Genomic DNA, 20,379 nt, shown 5'->3' on the forward strand with positions numbered 1-20,379 from the left:
ATACAACACTGTATAAAAACAATGCTTGAACCAGTCTCAAATCGAAATTCCATGCTCGCTTGCTTAGCGGATTGTCCTGCGGGCAAAAACGCTCGCCCGCTCCTGTATTTATACGAGACGTTGTAAACAATTTCGCCAATGAACATTTCTATAAATGAAAAATAAAAAAACACTAATTCTAATAGTAATAATTTTTACAAGCTCATCAGTAAATAAAATCCAAGGACAGGAAGAAAGTTTCACCAACCCTGTAGCCTTTTTAGAAATATTTATTGGACCATATGGAGGTGAAAATAAAGGAGTATTATTAGGTTCAGAAATGAATTACCAGTGGAATAAAAACTTAATGACACTTAGATATTCAAGTTTACAAGAATCTGGAGACTCTAAACTTTTAAAACAGACAACGAATGCAAACACAGATGAGTTGGCACTTCTTTACGGTTTAAGAAAAATTAATAATAGTCATTCATTATCAGGCTCCGCAGGACTTTCCTATAATGTTTATAAATCTAATAGCCGTAATGAAAATAACGAAATTAGAGACAGGTTTATCGGACTTGCATTAGAAGCTAATATTAAGTGGTTCAAATACAAAACGGACAGTCCTTTTAATGTAGGATTTGGCTTAAAACTATCTGGTAATATTTCAAAGAATTCCTACGTGGGTTTATCAGCAGTTTTAAGTTTAGGATGGCATAAAATATATGAAGAAAGAATTGATCCTGACGACTCCGAAGACGAAGATTAGGCTCAACTGTTTACAACAATATATAAAAACAATGCTCAACCCCATCTCAAATCTAAACTTCGCAATCGCTTGCTAAGCGCATTGTCCTGCGGACAATCACGCGCACCAGCTCGCACAGTTTTTATAAGGGACGCTGTGGGACATTAAAATAATAATATGAAAACAAAGGAAATCAAAGAATTTTTACCATTAGCAATCTTATCAATTATCGGACTTGTTTCAGTTCTTCAAGTTCTGTTGACCGATTACACTTTTAATTACCGACAATATATTGGATTATCATTATTAATAGTTTGTGGCATATTCTTTTTCACTGACAGAAGGTTATATAGATATTTTTTCGGTATTACATTGATTTTAGGAACTTTAAATTTAATTGCTTTTTCTACTTATATTTTTGCCTTCTATTTTATTTTCTTTCCAATACAGATATTACCATTTATTTTTTTAGTGGTTTATTTAATTAAATATAGAGAACGCATTAGTGATTTATATTTCCGATCCATTCAAAAAAGTGAGGAAGAAGAACAGGAGTATTACGATAGAAAATTAAAAAGGTTCAAAGAAAAATTTTCTGAATTGAGCGACCCAGAAATTGAAGACAAGTTAAATCAAGAACTAGTTCCAGAAGCAAAACAGGCATTGTTAGAAATAATAGAAAATAGAAACCAGGAAACACACCACAACATTATATAAAAACAATGCTTAAATCAGTCCCGAATCAAAACATCCTGCTCGCTTGCTTAGCGGATTGTCCTGCGGACAATCACCCGCGCCCGCTCGTACAGTTTTTATAAGAGACGTTGCCCACAATACTCACAAATATGAAACTTAATAAATATAAACAACAACCAAAATGAGAAATCTGATTTTAATATTTTCCTTTTTTATTTTTACAGGCTCCACCATTAAAGCTCAGGAATTTGTCTATTTTGGGGCAAAGAGTGGTATTAATCTTACTAATCTAAGTTCTGATAATTTTGCTAAAACCAGCTTTAGAACTGGATTTCATTTGGGGCTACTGGCCGAAGTCCCTTTGTCTAATAAAATTTCTATTCAACCTGAAATCTTATATTCTACACAAGGCACAGAGGCAGATGTAATTACTTTCGAGGGAAATCTCAATATAGATTACAACTTGGAATATTTACAGGTTCCCGTTTTAGCTAAAATATATCTTACAGAATCTTTATCTATAGAAGCAGGTCCTTCATTTAATTTTTTAGTAAAAGAAGAAATTTGGGATAGGAAGACCGAATACGGGAGCAGTTTTGAATTCGGAGGGGCTTTGGGAGTCTCCTATGCAATTAGCAATGGGTTTTTTGTTACCACTCGATATTTTTACGGTTTTACTAATGCTCTTGATGCTTATAGTACCAAATTTAACAATAGCGGATTTCAATTGGGTATTGGATTTATGTTTTAAAAATTATAAAAATAAGTACTGTGCTTACTTAGTTCTTGAATCGAAACATCGTGTTCCCTTGCTTAGCGGATTGTCCTTGCGGACAATCACGCACGTCAGTTTGCACAGTTTTTATATGAGACGTTTGTATTAATACACACAGATTACAAACTTAATTCTATGAATCAACAAAAAGTAATAACTTTGTATTTACAAAAAAAACAGGTTTATGGAAACTTCAATTATTAAGATCGGAAACTCGAGAGGATTAAGGCTTAGTAAAACAATCTTGGAAAAATATCACATTAAAGACAAAGTAGAATTGATTCTTGAAAAAGGACAAATCATTTTGCGACCTATAGAATTACCGAGAAAAGACTGGGAGGAAAAATTCAAGGAAATGGCAAATAATAATGACGATGAACTTCTTATGAATGATATTTTTGAGGATGAAAATTTTGATGAATGGACCTAAAACAATATTCCATGATTCTGGTAAATCTTGATCCAAAAGTTGGAAGTGAGATTAAGAAAACACGACCTTGTGTAATTATTTCGCCAAACGAAATGAACAAATTTTTGAAAACAATTGTTGTAGCCCCGATGACAACAAACCTCAAAAAATATCCGACCAGAATTTCGATTAAATCAAATGATAAAAAAGGAATGATTGCAATCGACCAAATTCGGACAATTGACAAGCAAAGAATTATAAAAGTCTTTGATTCTCTGAGCAAATCTGAGGTTAGAAAATGCAAAGAAGTGCTAAAAGAAACGTTTGTAGACTAATAGTACTTAATGCCAACAGCATATAAAAACTATGCTTTAAACCGGTCTCAAATCGAAAGTCCCCGCTCGCTTGCTTAGCGGATTGTCCTTGCGGACAATCACGTACGTCAGCTTGCACAGTTTTATGAGGGACGTTTTGCAAAATTTAAAATAATAAGAACTATGAATAAAATTTTACTGATTACAGTATTTACTTTTATAAGTCTTAATTTCTATAGCCAGTCTAATAAAGAAGAATTACTTGAAAAGGATATAGAGAAAATTGTTGAAGAAATAAAGTTTATGTACCACTATGATCAGGCAACCCGAGAATACTTACATTTTCAAACTTTTGATAAGAATATAACTGACAGCATTGAAAGTTTAAGTAAAGAAAAAAGGGATAATAGAATTAATTACACTCCAGTAAAATCTGATTCTTTAAAAAATAAAATTTGGTCTAACTATATTAATCCTATGGATCAAATCCATACAGAGCGTATGATTGAATTAACCAAAAAATACGGTTTTCCTTCGGCTCAAAGGCTTAAGAGGTTTTCAAAAGATTCAATAGATTTCAATCCACTTATATTACTAATTCATTCCCATCTGAATTTTCTAAAGAATTGATTGAAATTACAGAATATGAAAAAAGCAAAAACAGAATTAAAAAATGTGATTTCGGATACCTACTTTGGCATTTGAAGGGTAGGTCTGATTTTAAACCAATGTTGGACAATGGTTACGAGATGGCAAAAAATGAAGATGGAACTTTCAGTTTAAAAGCTGTGGATTGTGATTAAAACTTTGCACAATATCATAAAAACATGCTCAAACCTTTTTCGAATCGAAAATCTGTGCTCACTTGCAACGCCTGATCGTCCTTCGGGCAATCACGCTTGCTAGCGAGCACTGTTTTTATACGGGACGTTATGCCAATTAAAACCAGTTTTCCTTTCAGTTGAAATAAAATGATCTTACTTTTGATAATATCAAATGATAGTACCATAATGAAGCCTCCCTACGAAATTACTCCTAATATTTTAAAGATTATAACTTCTATTGCCGAGAAGTTAGGAGCTATAAATGCCAATTATTTAAATAAACCTTCTCCTAAACTGAGAAAGGAAAATAAAATTAAAACCATCCATTCTTCATTAAAAATAGAGGGAAATACGCTAACTGAGGAACAAATAACTGCACTTATAGAAAACAAAAGAATCATAGGTCCTAAGAAAGACGTAAAGGAGGTTTTGAATGCTATTGAAATCTATGAACACTTAGAAAATTATGATCCATTTGGTGAAAAATCTTTCTTAAAATGCCATCAAGATCTAATGCAAAACTTAATAATTGATGCAGGAAAATATAGAAAAGAAGGTGTAGGTATTATGAAAGGTTTAGCAGTAGAACATTATGCTCCTCCTCATCAAAATGTGCCTTTTCTAATGAAAGATTTGTTTGAATACCTACAGACCTCGAACGAAATCGAACTGGTTAAAAGCTGTGTGTTTCATTATGAAATGGAATTTATTCATCCGTTTTTAGATGGAAATGGAAGAATGGGTAGACTGTGGCAGACTTTAATTTTAATGAATAAATATCCTGTATTTGAATATCTGCCTTTTGAGACGTTGATCAGTAATGACCAGGAGAAATATTATTCTGCATTGTCTGTTAGTGATAAGGCAGGTAATTCAACAGCATTTATCGAATATATGCTTGGAGTAATAAACAGATCATTAGAAGATTTACTCAATTTTACCAATAGAACGCTTACTGAGAAAGACAGACTCGAATATTTTTTATCCTTGAATAAAAAAGAATTCACCCGGAAAGATTATATGAAAGTTTTTAAAGATATTTCTGGAGCAACAGCAAGCAGAGATCTTAAGAAAGGTGTAGAACAAAAGTTATTCGAGAAAATTGGAGATAAAAATAGAACCACGTATAGAATATAAATGGTCCTATATAAAAACAATGCTAAAGTCTGTTCTTAATCGAATTTTTGTGTTTTTTCGTGTTGCGCCTGATTTTCCTGCTGAAAATCGAACTCACCAGCAGTATTGTTTTTATACAAGACCCTAGCCAAAATCAAATATGAGAACCAAATTAATTTTAATATTCATTTTTTTATAGCTACTAAAAGTTTTGCCTGTAGCTGTGAGACCCCAAAACCGGCTGTCGAATTTTATCAATCTGATTACGTTTTTGAAGGTAAAGTATTTGAAAAAAAATATGCTTCAGATTCGCTTACCAATACAGTAACTTTTGAGATAAGTAAACATTATAAAAATGGGGATAATCCCAAGTTTTTAAAATTTCAATTGAATTCTGAGGCAGAGGTTACAGGTCTTTACTCTTCGTGTTATTGGTCTGCAGATAAGGGAGAGAAATGGTTAGTATATGCAAAAACAATAAATGGAAAATTAGATTTTCAATTCTTTTGTTCCAATAGCAAAACTCTAAATGAATCAAAGATTTATTCATCAGAACAAAAAGTTTTAAACTTTGGAAATCAATTAGATATGACTCAATATCGTTATAGATCCTATGATGCTAAACCAACAACAAACTTAGATTCAATTTTAAAAATTTATCAAAAGAAGAAATTGAAACCTTCAAAAGGATTTGCTGGAATTTGGTTAGATATTGACGCTCAGGGAAATCTAACGAAAGCTAATCTTCAACCTAATAGGGAGTTGGAGTATGAACAAATCGATACGTTATTTGGCGTGAATCAATTTAAAAATGTTTACAGAGAACCAATATCAGATTTAGAAAATATTGCTTTAGAAATAGCTAGAAAAATAAAACATTGGGAGAAATACTATTATCTTGATTTAGAGAAACCTGTGAAATATAGAAAAGCCCTAAAAATTTATGTAAATAAAGATTCAATTATACAAGTAGAACATTAGGATCATACTTTGGCTAACAATATATAAAAATAACGCACAAACCAGTCTCGATTTAAAATTCCCTGCTTTTTTTACCACCCCTGCTGCAGCTACAGACAATCAAGTAGCTCTAATTTGGAGGAGCTTACAGGATAGTTGGATTAACAAGAAAAATAATTGATGATAGAATAGATGAAGTTTAGAGTTTTAAATTTAGTCATTTTAATATTGTTATTTTATGGCTGCGACAGAAGTAATGATGAAAGAATCTATCGTTTTGTAATTAAGAATGATTCAGGTTATGATATTAACCTGGAAATTTTTGACAGTGATAGTAATGATTTTATCAAAATAATTACAATCCCAAATTCAAATTTTGTTAGTAAAGATTTTCAATCTTCGGATATGGGTGAAGTTTATGGAATTCAGGATTTTTTTGAAGGAGATTCCGTGAATGTAGTTTATGGGAATAATTTAAAAATAGAATCTTACAAATGTGTTTTTTTAGAGACAGAAAGTAATGGTTGTAGTGAAAACGGCAATATTATAAATGATGGGGATCCGCAGTGTGACCGAGATAGGGTGGGAAACCTTTATAAAACAACGTATACGTTTATACCCGAAAATTTTTAAAGCCTAAACTCAGTAAGGGCGTGAAGTAAAAAATTAATTTGGCAGTAGATTTTAAAGCATCTATAAGTTAAAGTTTGGTTAAAGGTATCAATTTCGGTTACACTAAAAATGGCCTATTCTGAAGCGCTAGTAATAGTAAGCTTTTTTGATTTTCGTTTAGTACCTCTTCCTCCGCTTAAAAGCCCCAAACACCAGTATTTAGGGGCTTTGTTTTTCTCATCTAGACCATAGAAAAATTCTCCATTTCCATTACAAATATTTCATCTTTTCAGTTCCCAGGAATTAGCTTAAAATAATTTTCGTAATATGTGATAAAAATATATTATGAATAAGATTTTACTAGTTTTCACCTTATTTTCATTGTTTTCTTTTAATTCTCAGGCGCAGGATAATTACTTTCCTATAAAGGAAAAAACTCTGAGTATTGGAGGTGGCGCTTCAATTAGATTAAACCAAACCGACTACGAGGCAGCTCTTAGCCGGGAAGTATTTGCACTTAACTTGAGGCCAAATGTTGGCTACGCAATTGGGGAGAATCTTATGCTGGGTGTTGGCCTGGGCTATTCTTATAATGAAACCACTACGGATGATTCAGTGAATAATAGAGATCAAACGGCGAACGGAGTTGGAGTCTTCCCTTTTATTCGCAAATATTTCAATATAAATAACAGATTTGCTCTTGATCTTACAGGAGAACTGGGCTATGAACATAGCTGGGGAACAAATTATACCGTTGGGGAGGGATATGAATCTACGGCGAATAGGTTTGAAGCTTCTATAAGACCCGGCATATCTTATTTTGTTAGTGATCATATTGCTCTGAATGCACAACTTGGGGGCATTTTTTACCAACATACTTCCAGAAAAGTTAATGGTGAACTGGATACAAGATATAATAGTTTAGTAGCTTCTCTCCAAATGGAGCAGTTTTATTTTGGAATCAATTTCTTCTTATAAAGAATCTTTTTCTCCCGTTTTCGGTTTAAAAACGGGGGAATTTCCTAGTAGCAAAAAAGGAAGACTAGTCTTAACTTAAGGGATAACCTTTTTGGGAAATCAGCGGTAACTATGGTGCATTTTTATTTATAAGTCTATAGATTAGATTTTTAAGACCAGGTTGAAATTAATATCGAGCATATTCTGCTTTATTTTAAACCTGTTATTGCATAGCTGCTTCTCCAATTAAGGTTTCAAGTTTAACCTTAATTTCTGTGCTATGAATCCATTCTATATTTTTCTTGAAAATTACAAGACAGCTACAGCCGGTTTTCATATTCTGGCCAAACTATTCATTTTGTTAATCCTAACCTGGATAGTTGTTGCAGCTATTTTTGCAGTTCTGGGAACCTTAAATTTGATATTTTAGTTGCCAATCAATCTTTTAAATTCTGGCTTTCCGGCTTAGTTATGTGCAGGCATGATAAAGCTGAAAACTGTTTCTTTGTCTGAAGATTTCACGTTGATATCTCCCTGGTGCGCTCTGGCAATTTCTGAAGCTATATATAGGCCAAGACCTAAACCTTGTTTAGGTTCCTCACCTTCAATGCGATAAAAAGGCTCAAATAATTTCTCTCTTACTTTTTGCGGAATTTTCACACCTTTATTGGTAATTTCCAATTTAAATTCCCCGTTAACACAAACAGCCTCAAGTTCTATAGGTTTATCCAGCGAGCCGTGGGTTACAGCATTTCCCAGGAGATTAGAGCATAATTGTGCAATTCTATTAGGATCACAATTAACAGGATTTTCAATTTTAATATTTGTAGAGAAATCCCGGTTTGGAGATATGGTTTTAATTTCATTGATTACCTGCTCCAGAATATTTTCTAGCTTTCCAAAATCCTTTGTTTTATTTAATTTGATGCCTTCCCCTAATCGGCCACGAGCAAAATCCAGCAGATTATCTATTAAATTTTCCATCCTAATGCTGGTAGATTTAATGAGTGCGGCATTGCGTTGTACAATATCTTCCTTACTAAATTTCATAAGAATTTCAGCACTCATTCTGGTGGTGGCAATAGGATTCTTAAGGTCGTGCCCTAAGATTGCTATAAATTGCTCGCGCAATTCGGCTATATGTTGCTCTTCATTAAGCTCTGCTACTGCCTTTTCTTTCTCTTCAATCGCTTCAAGATGAAAACTTATTAGTTCAGCATAAAGTTGAAACATTCCTCTAATTTCTTCCGTATCAATTTTTGCTGCCTTTTTATCTATAGCGCAAAGCGTGCCAAAGAAACTTCCATCCTTTTTATAAATCGGTACCGAGATATAACTGGAAATGCCGTACATCGCTGGAATAGGATGTTTAGCATAAGTATCACTGGTTGCTACATTATCAATATAAATTGGTTCTTCTTCTCGGCGTACCTGCTCACAAAGTGTAGTTTCTACTTCCAGTTCGTCACCTGATTTTAAGCCAAATGAAATTCCATCTTTACTGGCGCAAGTTATCCATTTGTCTTCGGTAACGCGCGCAATCGCTGCGAATCCCATTCCTGTATTAAGGCAAACAATGTCTAATAGCTGAGAGACGATCGGGATTTTATTAATATTTGCAACGTCTGCTTTATAATTTTTATGCGTAGTGGAAGTCTTAATAAGTATAAATTTTTGAGTGTAAAAAGTTTATAAAATTAGTAAATATTTTTGATTCCTGAAAAGGTTATAATTCAGTCCTGGGGCTTTATATCAGATTTCTACCTGCTCATTATCAAAAAAATGTAGTCTGTATCATTACTGATTATTTTACCTGTTTTGCTACTTAACTTTAGGATATAATTAAATACAAGCTTGTACCTAAACCGTTTATAAATCCTAAAATTTAATTGTTATGAAAACATTAGTCGTTATTTTGATGCTTGCGAGCTTTAGCTTTAGTAGCTACGCTCAGAGAATTACAGAACTGGAAGAAACTAAGGTTGCTTATTCTCCTATTGTTCTGGCAGAAACCGATAATCCAGATGAATATCGATACGAGGTGAACGATGGTTTCGCCGCCGAATTCACTGAAAACCCGATGGCATTTATGGAATCTTATTTTGATATTTCTGATTTTATTGAAGAAGTAAAAGATAAGGATTATAATTCTTACCTGGTGCGTTTCTCAACTGATAAGGGTTTTCTTGAAGCCAATTATTCAAAAGATGGAGAATTAAACCGAACCAGGCAGTTGTTTAAAGATATTGCCTTGCCTCTAGCGATTAGAAACGAATTGTGGAGACAAACCGAAGGCTGGAGTATGGTAAAGAATAGTTACAAAGCTAAGGGACAGCGTAATCTTTTGGATCAAGAACTTTATCGAATTAAAGTTGTAAAAAACAATAAATCGAAAATTATTAAAATTGATCCTAAAAATATAAATGAAGAGCGTGTGGCCGGTATGTAATTTCTCTAGAACCTCAAACTATTGCCTGTAAAGTATAAACTTCAGTCTAAATGAAGCTCGAAAAAACTTTACAGGCATTTTTATGTCTTTATATCAAATATGAACCTATTGACATCATAAAATAAATTCCTGGTAGCAAAATCAGGGTTCTTCATTAAATTAATTTACTTGATATCAATTACTTAGATTCAAAAAAATATTCAACAAGAAAAAATAGTTTTAAATTACATGAGTATATCTTAAATGTAAAAATTATGAAAGCACTTGTTGTAGATGATGAAGAACTGGCAAGAAGAAAAGTGCTTAACTTGCTTGCCGAAGTAGAGGAAATTGAAGTTTTGGGTGAATGCTCCAATGGGAAATCGGCCATTGCCCAAATTAATAAGCTTAAGCCGGAACTTGTTTTTCTTGATATTAGTATGAAAGATATGAGTGGTTTTGAAGTGCTGCAGAAGCTTAATGTGAACCCAAAACCGGTGGTTGTTTTTGTAACTGCTTATGATAATTATGCGACTAAAGCTTTTGATGTAGATGCCTTCGATTTCCTGCTGAAACCCTTTAGGGACGAGCGGTTTTTTAAAACCATAAAAAAAGTACTTAATATCTCAAATAATGAAGTTCAGGAAAATTTTGAAAAGCGCCTGCAAACTTTATTTGAAGTTTATAGCAAAGACAGGAAAACCTCCAAAATTCCCTTAAAACTTCCGGTTAGGCAGGGCAATAAAACCGTTTTATTAACACCCGACGAGATCAGTTATATCTGTGCCTCTGGTTATTACGCTGAAATTTATACTGAAAATAGCAAGTATTTACTAAGGGAATCTTTAAATAATCTGGAAGAATTTTTCAAAGATCACGCCTTTTTTAGAATTCATAGATCGGCCATTATTAATCTTAATCACATTAAAGAAATTGTTCATTCAGATTTCTCTGAAGTAGATGTGAAAATGAAAGACAATAAATTATTACGCATCAGTAAATCCAATAAAAAGGAATTATTTGATAAACTCGGAATTTAAAAGAACCTCAAAATGAGCCTTTCAGCCTTAAAAAATAAATATATAGACGTAAAGCTTATTTTGCTTTTGGCGGCCTTCTATACTTTATTCAACCTGGTGTAGCTGGGCAAATTGGCTTATATGCGTGCCTTTGTTTACCGGGAAATCGTAGAATCCTGGCACGACATTATTATCCATAATATGCTTATAGACTGGATTATTGTTGTGGTCTATATGGGCCTGATTGCGATAAGTACTAAGCGACTTTTAGATAAAAATTATTCGTGGATAAGAATTTTTCTACTGCATACCTTATTTTCAATTTTAATAGGATTTGTAATTCGGTTTTTCTTTGATCTCCATGGGATTCTACTCGGCTTAATGACTTTTGCCGATTATAGTTTAAAAGCCAGCATAGACCGAATGATATTTGTGATAGATCTTAATTTTCTGATCTATTTTGCGATGATTTTTATCATCTACACCTATTATTATTTAAAACAGGTAAAAGAGACTGAAAAGCAAAAGACACTACTGGAATCTCAACTTACCAATACGCGTATGAAGATGTTATCTTCTCAGCTACAGCCGCATTTTTTATTCAATACCTTAAACTCAATTTCGGTTTTAGTAGAAATAGATGCTAAAAAAGCCCAGGATACCATTGCAGATCTAAGCGACCTGCTTCGGGAGATCTTGTACAGTAGTGAGAATTATAAGGTTACGTTGAGAAAAGAATTACGAATGCTGGACTATTATTTAAATATTCTTACTTTAAGGTTTTCAGATCATTTAATAATCGAAAAAAATATAGACGAGAGCCTTTTAGATCAATTAGTGCCTTCTTTACTATTGCAACCTGTTATAGAGAATTCGGTTAAACACGGTTATTCTTACCATAACATACATCTTAAGATTGTAATCAATATTTTTAAATCTAGAGGTTACCTGGTGCTTAGCGTCTATAATAATGGAAAACCACTTACCGAAAAACAAGAAGCTTTGTTAGAAAAAGGAGTTGGCATTTCTAATACCAGGGATCGTTTACTTACACTTTACGGAAAGAGAGCCAGTTTTAAAATACGTAATAAAGACGCTGGGGTAGAAACGCTAATAAAAATTCCCTATTCCAAAACCTGATTATAAACTTAAACGTTCCCCGTTCTTACTGGCAGATTCATAGATCTTTTCCAGAATTATAATATCTTTTAATCCATCTTCCCCGGGAACCAGGACTGGTTTATCCTGAATTATCGCCAGGGAATCATCATCCATTTGTACAGCTTGCTGATTCTTACCAAATGGAGGTAAAACAGTTCCATCACTGGCTTTTCCTTTTACCCCGGAATAAGATTGAAAAGGTCTTAAATAATACCATCCATCTTCGCAATTTGCTTCAAGATTATTTAGATTTTCTCCAAAGCTGGTTTTACAATCAGCGGTAATTCCGTTTGGGAATTCAAGATTAAAAGTGGTCGTTTCATCTACTTCATCAAAAATTTCGGGTCTATTAATGGTATGTCTTGCACTTACCGAAATAGGTTCTAAACCGGTGCTATAGCGCGCGGCATTTAAAGGGTAAACTCCCATATCATACATTGCACCGCCACCCATTTCTTTTTCCAGTTTCCAGGGTGTCATGGGGTCTCCATAATAACCGGCTTCTGCTTTTAGGTTTTTCATTTTACCAAAAGGTTTGGTTTCTGCCCACTTTATTAATGTTTGAGTATTCTTTTCGTGTTGCATTCTATAGCCAATAGAAAGTTTTACCCGGTTTTTATTACAGGCTTCGATTATTGCCCGGCATTCTTCCGAAGTTTTTGCCATAGGTTTTTCGCACCAAACATGTTTCCCCGTATTTGCGGCTTTAATGGCATATTGGGCGTGCAACCCGGTAGGTAATACAATATAGATAACATCTATCTCATCGTTATTAGCAATACGGTGCATATTGTCATAATTATACACGTTTTGATCTTTAATACCGTATTTACGTTGCCAAACCGGGATTTTTTCGGGACTTCCGGTAACTATACCCTTTAGTTCACAAAATTCTGTTTCCTGCAGTGCGGGCGCCAATTGGCCGGTGCTGTAATTTCCCAATCCAACCAGGGCAACGCCTAGTTTTTCTTTGTTCTTAGGAAATAAAAAGTTCGGAATTGGTAGCGTGCTTGCGGCAATCAATAATCCCGATTTTTTAATAAATGCTCTACGATCTTGCATACTGAAGTTTTTAATTGGGTTTAAAAGTTACTCAAGTGTTCTTAAATTCTAACTTCAAAAAATACATTTAACTATTTTTTAAAACCTGATTCACAAGGCTTAGGCTGAATTTCCTTAACTTAAAGAAAGATTTTAAAACTTACTAATTATGAAAAAATTACTCTTTTTAACCGGAGATTTTGCTGAAGATTACGAAACTATGGTTCCTTTCCAAATGCTGGTTATGTTAGGATATACCGTCCATACCGTTTGCCCCGGAAAGAAAAAAGGAGAGAAGATAAAAACTGCTATCCACGATTTTGAAGGAGACCAGACTTACACTGAAAAACCGGGTCATTTATTCGAACTCAACTACTCTTTTGATGATGTGAAACCGGAAGATTATGCCGGTTTGGTAATGGCCGGTGGGCGTGCTCCGGAATATCTCAGATTAAATAAAAAGGTAATTGAAATCACTAAGCATTTCTTTGAAAAAGATAAACCGGTAGCTGCAATTTGCCACGCCATTCAAATTCTTACTGTCGCAGATGTCTTAAAAGGAAGAACCCTCACAGCTTACCCAACCATAGGCCCGGAAATTGAATTGGTAGGAGGGAAGTATAAAGAGGTTGAACCTACAGAAGCGGTGGTAGATGGCAATCTAGTGACCTCGCCAGCCTGGCCAGGGCATTCGGCTTTTATTGCGGAATTTGTAAAACTTTTGGGAGCTAAAATCGAGATTTAAAAGATTTGAAGGTTTTATTGGAAAATAAGTTTCCCAGCTTTCAAGGAGGTGGCCGCAGGCCGGATGGTTTCAACCACCCCTTTCTTCAGCAAGCTGAATTCATTCCCCTCCTTTGAAAGGAGGGGAGCTTTTTTATACTAAATCAGGGGCAGAAGCTAAAGCTGTTTAAATATTGATTTTTTTTCTCAAAGATAATTTAGAAAAACTTTTTTAGCTCCTCCAGTTATTTTGAAGGGAAGCAGGCTGCAGTTTCAAAAGAACTTTTAAAGCTCCTCCCCTTATTTTCAAGGGGAGGTGGCCGCAGGACGGAGGGGTTAATGTTGAGATTTTTTTCTATTGTTCAAGAATGAGATCTATCACTGATTTTTGAGTCAATGAATTGCTGAATTTCTTCTACAGGGGTTTTATATTCAAACCAGTTTGTTTCCCTATCTTTTCTAAACCAGGTGAGTTGTCTTTTGGCAAATCTCCGGGTATTTTTTTTAATTTCTGAAACTGCAGTTTCCAGGGAATCTTTTCCTTCCAGAAATGCGAAGAGTTCTTTATAACCCACGGTATTTAAAGCATTCAATTCGCGTTTCGTGAAAAGTCCCTCAGCTTCATCCAATAGACCTTCATCTATCATAAGATCTACCCGTTCGTTTATGCGATCATAAATTATTTCGCGGTCAGCGCTAAGCCCTATACTTATCGCGGTGAAATTTCGTTTCTTTTTTGGCTGGTTGAGGTAAGAGGAGTAAGGATTTCCACTGCTTATACAAACTTCCAAGGCTCTAATAACTCGATGCGGATTTTCTAAATCTACTATTTTATAATAATCAGGGTCTAATTTATGCAATTGTTGTTGTAAAGTATCTAAACCTTCTTTTTCTAATTTCAGGTTAAGCTCCTGCCTTATTTCTAAAGAAACTTCAGGGAAATAATCTAAACCTTCCAATACACTTTTGGTGTAGAGTCCACTGCCGCCAACCATGATCACGATATTATTATTTTGAAATAATTCGTCTAATTTCTGAATGGCTTCAGATTCAAAATCGCCTACGTTGTAATTGTCTTCAATAGAAATATGCTGTATAAAATGGTGTTTAGCCGCCTGTAACTCATCTGCGGAAGGAACCGCTGTGCCAATGCGCATTTCTTTATAAAACTGCCTTGAATCTGCTGAAATTATTTCAGTATCAAACTTATTTGCGAGTTGAATGGCCAAAGAAGTTTTGCCAATGGCAGTGGGCCCCACAATATTAATAAGGTAATTAGTGTTCATGAAGTGGTTTTCCGCAGTTATGGCAAAATTCAGCATTGTCTAAATGCTTTGTTTCGTTACAATGCGGGCAGGCTTGTGTATTTTTAGGAATTTTATCCTTTTCAGACCTGGTGATCTCTGAAGTAACAATTCCTGTTGGCACCGCAATAATTCCATAACCAACAATCATAATAAAAGAAGCTATAAAACGTCCAACCGGTGTTACGGGGTGGATATCGCCAAAACCAACGGTGGTAAGCGTAACGATACACCAGTAAATGCTAAGCGGGATATTATCAAAACCTCCTTTTTCTCCTTCTACCAGGTGCATTACCGTACCCATAATGATGCATATAATAAGTACAGCAAATAGGAAGACAATAATCTTGGGCCTACTATTTCTTAAGGCTAATAAAAGGCGGTTAGACTCACCTATATAGCGAGTGACTTTTAAAATTCTGAAGACTCTAAGTAATCTTAAAGCTCTAACAGCAAATAGTAAGTTATGGCCGCCAAAAATAAAGGCGAGATAGGTTGGGAGTGTAGATAGTAGATCTACAATTCCATAAAAGCTGAAAATATAATTCTTAGGTTTTTTTATAGCGATTATTCGCAGAATGTATTCTATGCTGAAAATTATAGTGATTACCCATTCTGCGATATAGAAATGCCAGTAGTACTTGGTATTAAGCGTTCCTACACTCTCCAGCATTACTAAGGCGATACTTATAGCAATTACAATAAGTAAGGTCACGTCAAAAAACTTCCCTGAAGGAGTATCGGCTTCATAAATTACTTCATGAAGTTTTGCTTTCCAACCTGATTTTGGTTCTATTTTCGGCAATAATTGGTGATTTACGAATTATTCAAATTTAAATAAATTACTGAAGCTGGTAAGTAATTTAGAACTTATTTAGCCAGGGGATCTAACTGAACAATTTTTAACCTGGAATTACGACGCAAATAACTTTGAATAATATGCTGCGCGTCCCTGTCGTTTTTCATGGGTGTGATTATAGACCTAATAATGTCTAAATTATTAATTTGATGATTCAAATTAAAGTAACCAATACCTTTAAATTCCCCGTCTTCAACCAGTAAAGCACTTTTTTCGTCTATTTCCCGCCCGCGGTCTATAACCAGCATGTGTTGGTTTTTATAAGAATGTTTCTCTATTAGTGCTCTAACTCTTTCGTTGTAAGCTTCAGCTGGTTCTTCCTTGATACAGGCGCCGTGACATTTTTTAATGGTATAATTAAAGCAATTTCCAGATCCTTTTTCCAGGTGACAAAGTCTATGGCAGAGTTCATATGTCTCTATCCATTTTTCTAATACATTTCTGGCTCTTTTTAAAGAAGAAAAGGTAGTGATGCTATTCTTTTTCCCGGCTCTGGCTATATAAAGGTTGATATACCCATTCTCATCTGTAGAATGATAAAGCGCGTGACTAAAAATGTTCTTTTTTAAGGCTTTGTTGTATTTGGGTTTGTTATGCTTTATTTCCTGGTTTTCTTTTAATAAGGCGGCGAGTTCATTACCCGTAGCTTCATAACTTACTGAAGAAACTTCTTTTTGCAATTGACGGGCTTTGTGTTGTTCGCTGGTAAAATGCTGTGTGACCCGTTTTTTGATATTCTTGCTTTTCCCGATATAAATAATATCACCGTCTGCATTATGAAAATAGTATACGCCGGTAATGCCGGGTAGATCTTCTAAAATATAAACCAGGCGGGTATCAACCTGGCGTTTTGGTTCAAGTTTTACGGCATCTTTTAAAATATTCTTTTCAACATCTTTGGCGAGTAACATTTTAAAGAGCTTTACAGTTGCCTGGGCATCTCCGCTAGCTCTATGCCGGTCACTTAAAGGAATTCCCAAAGCTCTCACCAGTTTGCCTAAGCTATAAGATTCCTGGCCGGGAATAAGTTTTTTAGAGAGTTCTACAGTACATAGTGATCTTCTTTCAAAATCAAAGCCCAATCTTTTAAATTCGGTGCGAAGAATGCGATAATCGAATTTTGAATTATGAGCCACCAAAACACAATCTTCGGTGATTTCTACAATGCGTTTGGCAACTTCGTAAAACTTAGGCGCATTGCGAAGCATATCGTTATTTATGCCGGTAAGGTTAACTACAAAAGGTTGAATTGCTTTTTCTGGATTTACCAGGCTTATAAACTGATCAACAACCTTTAGCCCATCAAATTTATAGATAGCAATTTCGGTTATTCCCTCTTCGTTATACTTACCACCGGTGGTTTCTATGTCTACTACTGCGTACAAAAAATATGCTTCTGTTTTCTATAATTAATCTCTGGCTCCAAAAATTTCACTTCCTATACGCACCATATTACTACCGGAATCTATAGCAATTTTATAATCGCCGCTCATTCCCATAGAAAGTATTTCCATATCTGAATATTGTTCTTTAAAATCTTTAAAAACCGATTTTAGGTGATCAAATTCCTTTTTTACCTGTGCTTCATCATCGGTGAAAGTAGCCATTCCCATTAGGCCTTTTACTTTTACGTGATCTAATTTTTTAAACTCTTCTGAATCTAATATTTCTTTAGCTTCATCTGCTGAAATTCCAAATTTACTGTCTTCTTCAGCAATTTTAATCTGCAACAGGCAATTTATACAATGGCCATTTTTGTCGGCTTCCTTATTAATTTCTTTCAGTAATTTCAAACTATCTACCGCGTGAATAAGGGAAACGTATGGCGCCATATATTTCACTTTGTTACGCTGGACGTGGCCTACCATATGCCATTTAATATCTTTGGGAAGTTTTTCCCATTTTTCGGTCATTTCCTGGATCTTATTCTCTCCAAAATGTCTTTGGCCGGCTTCGTAAGCTTCTAAAAGATCGTCTACAGGTTTGGTTTTTGAAATAGCCACCAGGGTTATATCCTTAGGTAATTCATCCTGGAAACTTTTAATATTTTCTGAAATATTCATGCAATTTACTTTTTAGTTGATTTCAAACTCATAAATGGTTAATCCGCTTAATAGTTTGGGTTCAATATAGGTGCTTTTTGGGGGCATTGTTAAACCTTCATCGGCAGTTTCCTTAATTTCTTTTATGCTTAACGGAAGCATCCCAAAACCTACAGCAAATTCTCCTTTATCTATACGAGTTTTAATTTCTATGAGATCATTCTTACCGTGAATATAAGAAATACGCTTGTCATTTCTAAGGTCTTCAATTCCCAAAATTGGCTGAAGCACTTTTTTATATAAAATATAAGGATCTAATTTAGATAAAGAATCACCAAATTCATAGTTTGTTTTTCGCAAATAAAGGGAATAAAATTCCCCATCCAAATACATATTGAAATGATGTTTTTGCTCTGGCTTATAAACTTCCATCCCATGATTTTCAATCCGGAAATACTCATCTAGTTGAATAAGGAACTCTTCCTTGGTATGTCCATTCAAATCGGTTATTAATCTGCTAAATTCGTGGATCTTTAAATTACTTTCCGAAATAAGGTAGCTCATAAAATAATTATAAGCTTCTTTTCCGGTATGATTTGCGTTGGCTGCTTTTGATTCCTGGGCCAACAAATAGGAAGAGGCACTTCTATGGTGGCCATCGGCAATATACAAATGCGGCATTTGCTCAAACTCTTCCTTAATTTGTTCTAATAGATCTTCCTCATCAATCTTCCATAAATAATGAATTTCCCGGTTGGCAGTGGCAAATTCGTATTCGGGCCGGGTTGCCATAACCTGGTCAATCACCTCATTTATCTTAGAATTATCAGGATAGGTAAGTAATACCGGCTCGGTATTAAAGCCCACCACTTTTAGGTAATCCTTGAACATTGTTTCGCGGTGGGCAATGGTGTCTTCGTGTTTTTTAATGAGGTTGTTTTCATAATCTTCGGCACTGGCCGCAGCGATAATTCCGCAGCAACTACTTTCCCTGCTTACAATCTTATAAAGGTAGTAAGCGGGTTTTTCATCTTTTATAAAAGAGTTTTCTTCTTTGAATTCCAGGTAACGATTTTTAACCATTTGAAATCGTTGTCCGCCCGTAATCTCGTGCTGAAATTTATAACCCGGATTCAGAATATGTAAAAATGAATACGGGTTATACTGCAAGATTGCTCTTATTTCAGCTTCAGTATAATCTTCAAAAGATTTTGTAGCTACAAGACCGGCTTTGGCACGTTGCGGTCTAACCGCTCTAAATGGAAGTATTTTGGTCAACTATAAATATTGAAATTCTACTTAATTAGTGAGATTTTAATGAGATTCAGAAAAAACTGAATTCGTCAAGCTGAACTCGTTTCAGCTTCTCACATGTTTTAATTACACATCTTAGATTCTGAAATATCCCGAAACTTCGGGACAGAATGACGACTTAAAAGTTAATAGAAAAACTCATTAAATTATTCTTACTCATTGAAAAAATTTTAGCACTTAGCTGAATTGTGAAGAAACCTTGTCGGCTTTTTTACTTTCAGAATAATCATAAAAACCTTCCCCAGATTTTATTCCCAGTTTTCCGGCCATAACCATGTTAGTCAGTAACGGGCAGGGTGCGTATTTCGGATTTTTAAAACCGTCGTACATTACTTCAAGGATAGAATGACAAACATCTAAACCAATAAAATCTGCTAACTGAAGCGGGCCCATTGGGTGCGCCATTCCAAGTTTCATTACGGTGTCAATTTCTTTAACACCGGCCACACCGTTGTAATACGCTTCAATGGCCTCGTTTATCATGGGCATTAAAATACGGTTGGCAACAAAACCCGGGTAATCGTTAGCTTCAACCGGAACTTTTTTTAGGTTTTCTGAAAGCTCCATAATGCTTTTAGTAACCTTATCGCTAGTATTATAACCGCGAATAATCTCTACCAGTTTCATAATTGGCACAGGATTCATAAAATGCATTCCAATTACACGCTCTGGATTGGAAACTTCAGAAGCGATTTTTGTAATAGAAATTGAAGAAGTATTACTCGCCAAAATGGTTTCTGCTGAGCAATTCTCGTCCAGTTGCTTAAAGATCTTAAGTTTTAGGTCTTCATTTTCTGTAGCTGCTTCAACTACAAGATCTATTTCCTTAACACCTTCAGGAATATCGGTATATGTTGTGATGTTGTTAAGCGTTGTCTCTTTATCTGCTGCGCTAATTTTTTCTTTAGAAACCATTCGGTCTAAATTCCCGGAAATAGTTTTCATTCCTTTATCCAGACTTTCTTCTGAAATGTCTATAAGGTTTACTTTGTATCCAAATTGGGCAAAAGTGTGGGCGATTCCGTTGCCCATAGTTCCTGCTCCTATAACTGCTATATTCTTCATTTTGTGTGGTTTTTATATGAATTTCAGTCT

22 protein-coding genes are annotated in these 20,379 nt (G+C 34.7%); 14 read left to right on the forward strand and 8 right to left on the reverse strand.

Annotation, left to right across the window (positions count from 1 at the left end; genetic code table 11):
* The first annotated feature begins 154 nt into the window (after positions 1-154).
* From B5440_RS04420 to B5440_RS04470, 10 genes are all read left to right on the forward strand, one after another.
* The gene (locus B5440_RS04420; protein ID WP_070055136.1) at positions 155-751 is read left to right on the forward strand and encodes a hypothetical protein; all 597 of its coding nucleotides are present in this window, start codon (positions 155-157) and stop codon (positions 749-751) included.
* Between the two features lie 156 nt (positions 752-907).
* Positions 908-1,447, forward strand: coding sequence for a hypothetical protein (locus B5440_RS15420; protein WP_141728144.1), 540 nt, complete (start codon positions 908-910; stop codon positions 1,445-1,447).
* Between the two features lie 160 nt (positions 1,448-1,607).
* On the forward strand, positions 1,608-2,177 hold the full coding sequence (locus B5440_RS04430; protein ID WP_070055138.1) for a porin family protein: 570 nt from the start codon (positions 1,608-1,610) through the stop codon (positions 2,175-2,177).
* A gap of 208 nt (positions 2,178-2,385) precedes the next feature.
* Entirely contained in the window at positions 2,386-2,631 is a 246-nt protein-coding gene (locus B5440_RS04435) for an AbrB/MazE/SpoVT family DNA-binding domain-containing protein (protein ID WP_070055139.1), read from the forward strand.
* The gene (locus B5440_RS04440) at positions 2,622-2,945 is read left to right on the forward strand and encodes a type II toxin-antitoxin system PemK/MazF family toxin (protein WP_070055140.1); all 324 of its coding nucleotides are present in this window, start codon (positions 2,622-2,624) and stop codon (positions 2,943-2,945) included. Before B5440_RS04435 ends, B5440_RS04440 begins: the two co-directional genes overlap by 10 nt.
* Before the next feature lie 162 nt (positions 2,946-3,107).
* On the forward strand, positions 3,108-3,554 hold the full coding sequence (locus B5440_RS04445) for a hypothetical protein (RefSeq protein ID WP_070055141.1): 447 nt from the start codon (positions 3,108-3,110) through the stop codon (positions 3,552-3,554).
* A gap of 380 nt (positions 3,555-3,934) precedes the next feature.
* On the forward strand, positions 3,935-4,885 hold the full coding sequence (locus tag B5440_RS04455) for a Fic family protein (protein ID WP_070055143.1): 951 nt from the start codon (positions 3,935-3,937) through the stop codon (positions 4,883-4,885).
* A 105-nt stretch (positions 4,886-4,990) separates the two neighbouring features.
* Entirely contained in the window at positions 4,991-5,845 is an 855-nt protein-coding gene (locus tag B5440_RS04460; protein ID WP_070055144.1) for a hypothetical protein, read from the forward strand.
* A gap of 171 nt (positions 5,846-6,016) precedes the next feature.
* Complete coding sequence (locus tag B5440_RS04465) at positions 6,017-6,457, forward strand: hypothetical protein (RefSeq protein ID WP_141728145.1); 441 nt, start codon at positions 6,017-6,019, stop codon at positions 6,455-6,457.
* Positions 6,458-6,781: 324 nt separating this feature from the next.
* Positions 6,782-7,414, forward strand: a complete 633-nt coding sequence (locus B5440_RS04470; protein WP_070055146.1) for an outer membrane beta-barrel protein — start codon at positions 6,782-6,784, stop codon at positions 7,412-7,414.
* Between the two features lie 444 nt (positions 7,415-7,858).
* Here B5440_RS04470 and B5440_RS04475 read toward each other — a convergent pair whose 3' ends face one another.
* Positions 7,859-9,061: a GAF domain-containing sensor histidine kinase gene (locus tag B5440_RS04475; RefSeq protein WP_317039386.1), complete on the reverse strand. Its 1,203-nt coding sequence runs from the start codon at positions 9,059-9,061 to the stop codon at positions 7,859-7,861.
* Between the two features lie 226 nt (positions 9,062-9,287).
* Here B5440_RS04475 and B5440_RS04480 point away from each other — a divergent pair, with 226 nt between their 5' ends.
* From B5440_RS04480 to B5440_RS04490, 3 genes are all read left to right on the forward strand, one after another.
* Positions 9,288-9,842 carry a hypothetical protein gene (locus tag B5440_RS04480; RefSeq protein WP_070055148.1) on the forward strand — a complete coding sequence of 185 codons (555 nt, stop codon included), beginning with the start codon at positions 9,288-9,290 and terminating at the stop codon, positions 9,840-9,842.
* Between the two features lie 254 nt (positions 9,843-10,096).
* On the forward strand, positions 10,097-10,861 hold the full coding sequence (locus B5440_RS04485) for a LytR/AlgR family response regulator transcription factor (RefSeq protein ID WP_070055149.1): 765 nt from the start codon (positions 10,097-10,099) through the stop codon (positions 10,859-10,861).
* Positions 10,862-10,981: 120 nt separating this feature from the next.
* Complete coding sequence (locus B5440_RS04490) at positions 10,982-11,980, forward strand: sensor histidine kinase (protein WP_232756043.1); 999 nt, start codon at positions 10,982-10,984, stop codon at positions 11,978-11,980.
* Here B5440_RS04490 and B5440_RS04495 read toward each other — a convergent pair whose 3' ends face one another.
* Positions 11,981-13,063, reverse strand: a complete 1,083-nt coding sequence (locus tag B5440_RS04495; RefSeq protein WP_070055150.1) for a Gfo/Idh/MocA family protein — start codon at positions 13,061-13,063, stop codon at positions 11,981-11,983.
* Positions 13,064-13,211: 148 nt separating this feature from the next.
* Here B5440_RS04495 and B5440_RS04500 point away from each other — a divergent pair, with 148 nt between their 5' ends.
* Positions 13,212-13,787, forward strand: coding sequence for a DJ-1/PfpI family protein (locus B5440_RS04500; RefSeq protein WP_070055151.1), 576 nt, complete (start codon positions 13,212-13,214; stop codon positions 13,785-13,787).
* A gap of 340 nt (positions 13,788-14,127) precedes the next feature.
* Here B5440_RS04500 and miaA read toward each other — a convergent pair whose 3' ends face one another.
* The 6 genes from miaA to B5440_RS04530 all read right to left on the reverse strand — a co-directional run bounded on the left by miaA (position 14,128) and on the right by B5440_RS04530 (position 20,349).
* Complete coding sequence (gene miaA, locus B5440_RS04505) at positions 14,128-15,051, reverse strand: tRNA (adenosine(37)-N6)-dimethylallyltransferase MiaA (protein WP_070055152.1); 924 nt, start codon at positions 15,049-15,051, stop codon at positions 14,128-14,130.
* Positions 15,041-15,874 (reverse strand): ion transporter, encoded by an 834-nt coding sequence (locus tag B5440_RS04510; protein WP_070055153.1) that lies wholly within the window; start codon positions 15,872-15,874, stop codon positions 15,041-15,043. The genes miaA and B5440_RS04510 overlap by 11 nt, the downstream gene beginning before the upstream one ends.
* 65 nt (positions 15,875-15,939) lie before the next feature.
* The gene (locus B5440_RS04515) at positions 15,940-17,313 is read right to left on the reverse strand and encodes an exonuclease domain-containing protein (RefSeq protein WP_070055154.1); all 1,374 of its coding nucleotides are present in this window, start codon (positions 17,311-17,313) and stop codon (positions 15,940-15,942) included.
* Between the two features lie 24 nt (positions 17,314-17,337).
* Positions 17,338-17,991, reverse strand: coding sequence for a YggS family pyridoxal phosphate-dependent enzyme (locus tag B5440_RS04520; protein WP_070055155.1), 654 nt, complete (start codon positions 17,989-17,991; stop codon positions 17,338-17,340).
* 12 nt (positions 17,992-18,003) lie between these two features.
* Positions 18,004-19,248 carry a DUF1015 domain-containing protein gene (locus B5440_RS04525; RefSeq protein WP_070055156.1) on the reverse strand — a complete coding sequence of 415 codons (1,245 nt, stop codon included), beginning with the start codon at positions 19,246-19,248 and terminating at the stop codon, positions 18,004-18,006.
* Between the two features lie 213 nt (positions 19,249-19,461).
* Positions 19,462-20,349 (reverse strand): 3-hydroxyacyl-CoA dehydrogenase family protein, encoded by an 888-nt coding sequence (locus B5440_RS04530; RefSeq protein ID WP_070055157.1) that lies wholly within the window; start codon positions 20,347-20,349, stop codon positions 19,462-19,464.
* Positions 20,350-20,379 lie beyond the last annotated feature (30 nt).

Origin of the sequence: Salegentibacter salarius, from assembly GCF_900168265.1 — a bacterium.
GTDB classification, from domain to species: domain Bacteria; phylum Bacteroidota; class Bacteroidia; order Flavobacteriales; family Flavobacteriaceae; genus Salegentibacter; species Salegentibacter salarius.

Excerpts from the sequence above, each read along its gene's own strand:
- B5440_RS04420 (WP_070055136.1), top strand. The coding sequence starts at position 155 with ATGAAAAATAAAAAAACACTAATTCTAATAGTAATAATTTTTACAAGC.
- B5440_RS15420 (WP_141728144.1), top strand. The coding sequence starts at position 908 with ATGAAAACAAAGGAAATCAAAGAATTTTTACCATTAGCAATCTTATCA.
- B5440_RS04430 (WP_070055138.1), top strand. The coding sequence starts at position 1,608 with ATGAGAAATCTGATTTTAATATTTTCCTTTTTTATTTTTACAGGCTCC.
- B5440_RS04435 (WP_070055139.1), top strand. The coding sequence starts at position 2,386 with ATGGAAACTTCAATTATTAAGATCGGAAACTCGAGAGGATTAAGGCTT.
- B5440_RS04440 (WP_070055140.1), top strand. The coding sequence starts at position 2,622 with ATGGACCTAAAACAATATTCCATGATTCTGGTAAATCTTGATCCAAAA.
- B5440_RS04445 (WP_070055141.1), top strand. The coding sequence starts at position 3,108 with ATGAATAAAATTTTACTGATTACAGTATTTACTTTTATAAGTCTTAAT.
- B5440_RS04455 (WP_070055143.1), top strand. The coding sequence starts at position 3,935 with ATGAAGCCTCCCTACGAAATTACTCCTAATATTTTAAAGATTATAACT.
- B5440_RS04465 (WP_141728145.1), top strand. The coding sequence starts at position 6,017 with ATGAAGTTTAGAGTTTTAAATTTAGTCATTTTAATATTGTTATTTTAT.
- B5440_RS04470 (WP_070055146.1), top strand. The coding sequence starts at position 6,782 with ATGAATAAGATTTTACTAGTTTTCACCTTATTTTCATTGTTTTCTTTT.
- B5440_RS04480 (WP_070055148.1), top strand. The coding sequence starts at position 9,288 with ATGAAAACATTAGTCGTTATTTTGATGCTTGCGAGCTTTAGCTTTAGT.
- B5440_RS04485 (WP_070055149.1), top strand. The coding sequence starts at position 10,097 with ATGAAAGCACTTGTTGTAGATGATGAAGAACTGGCAAGAAGAAAAGTG.
- B5440_RS04490 (WP_232756043.1), top strand. The coding sequence starts at position 10,982 with ATGCGTGCCTTTGTTTACCGGGAAATCGTAGAATCCTGGCACGACATT.
- B5440_RS04495 (WP_070055150.1), bottom strand. The coding sequence starts at position 13,063 with ATGCAAGATCGTAGAGCATTTATTAAAAAATCGGGATTATTGATTGCC.
- B5440_RS04500 (WP_070055151.1), top strand. The coding sequence starts at position 13,212 with ATGAAAAAATTACTCTTTTTAACCGGAGATTTTGCTGAAGATTACGAA.
- miaA (WP_070055152.1), bottom strand. The coding sequence starts at position 15,051 with ATGAACACTAATTACCTTATTAATATTGTGGGGCCCACTGCCATTGGC.
- B5440_RS04520 (WP_070055155.1), bottom strand. The coding sequence starts at position 17,991 with ATGAATATTTCAGAAAATATTAAAAGTTTCCAGGATGAATTACCTAAG.
- B5440_RS04530 (WP_070055157.1), bottom strand. The coding sequence starts at position 20,349 with ATGAAGAATATAGCAGTTATAGGAGCAGGAACTATGGGCAACGGAATC.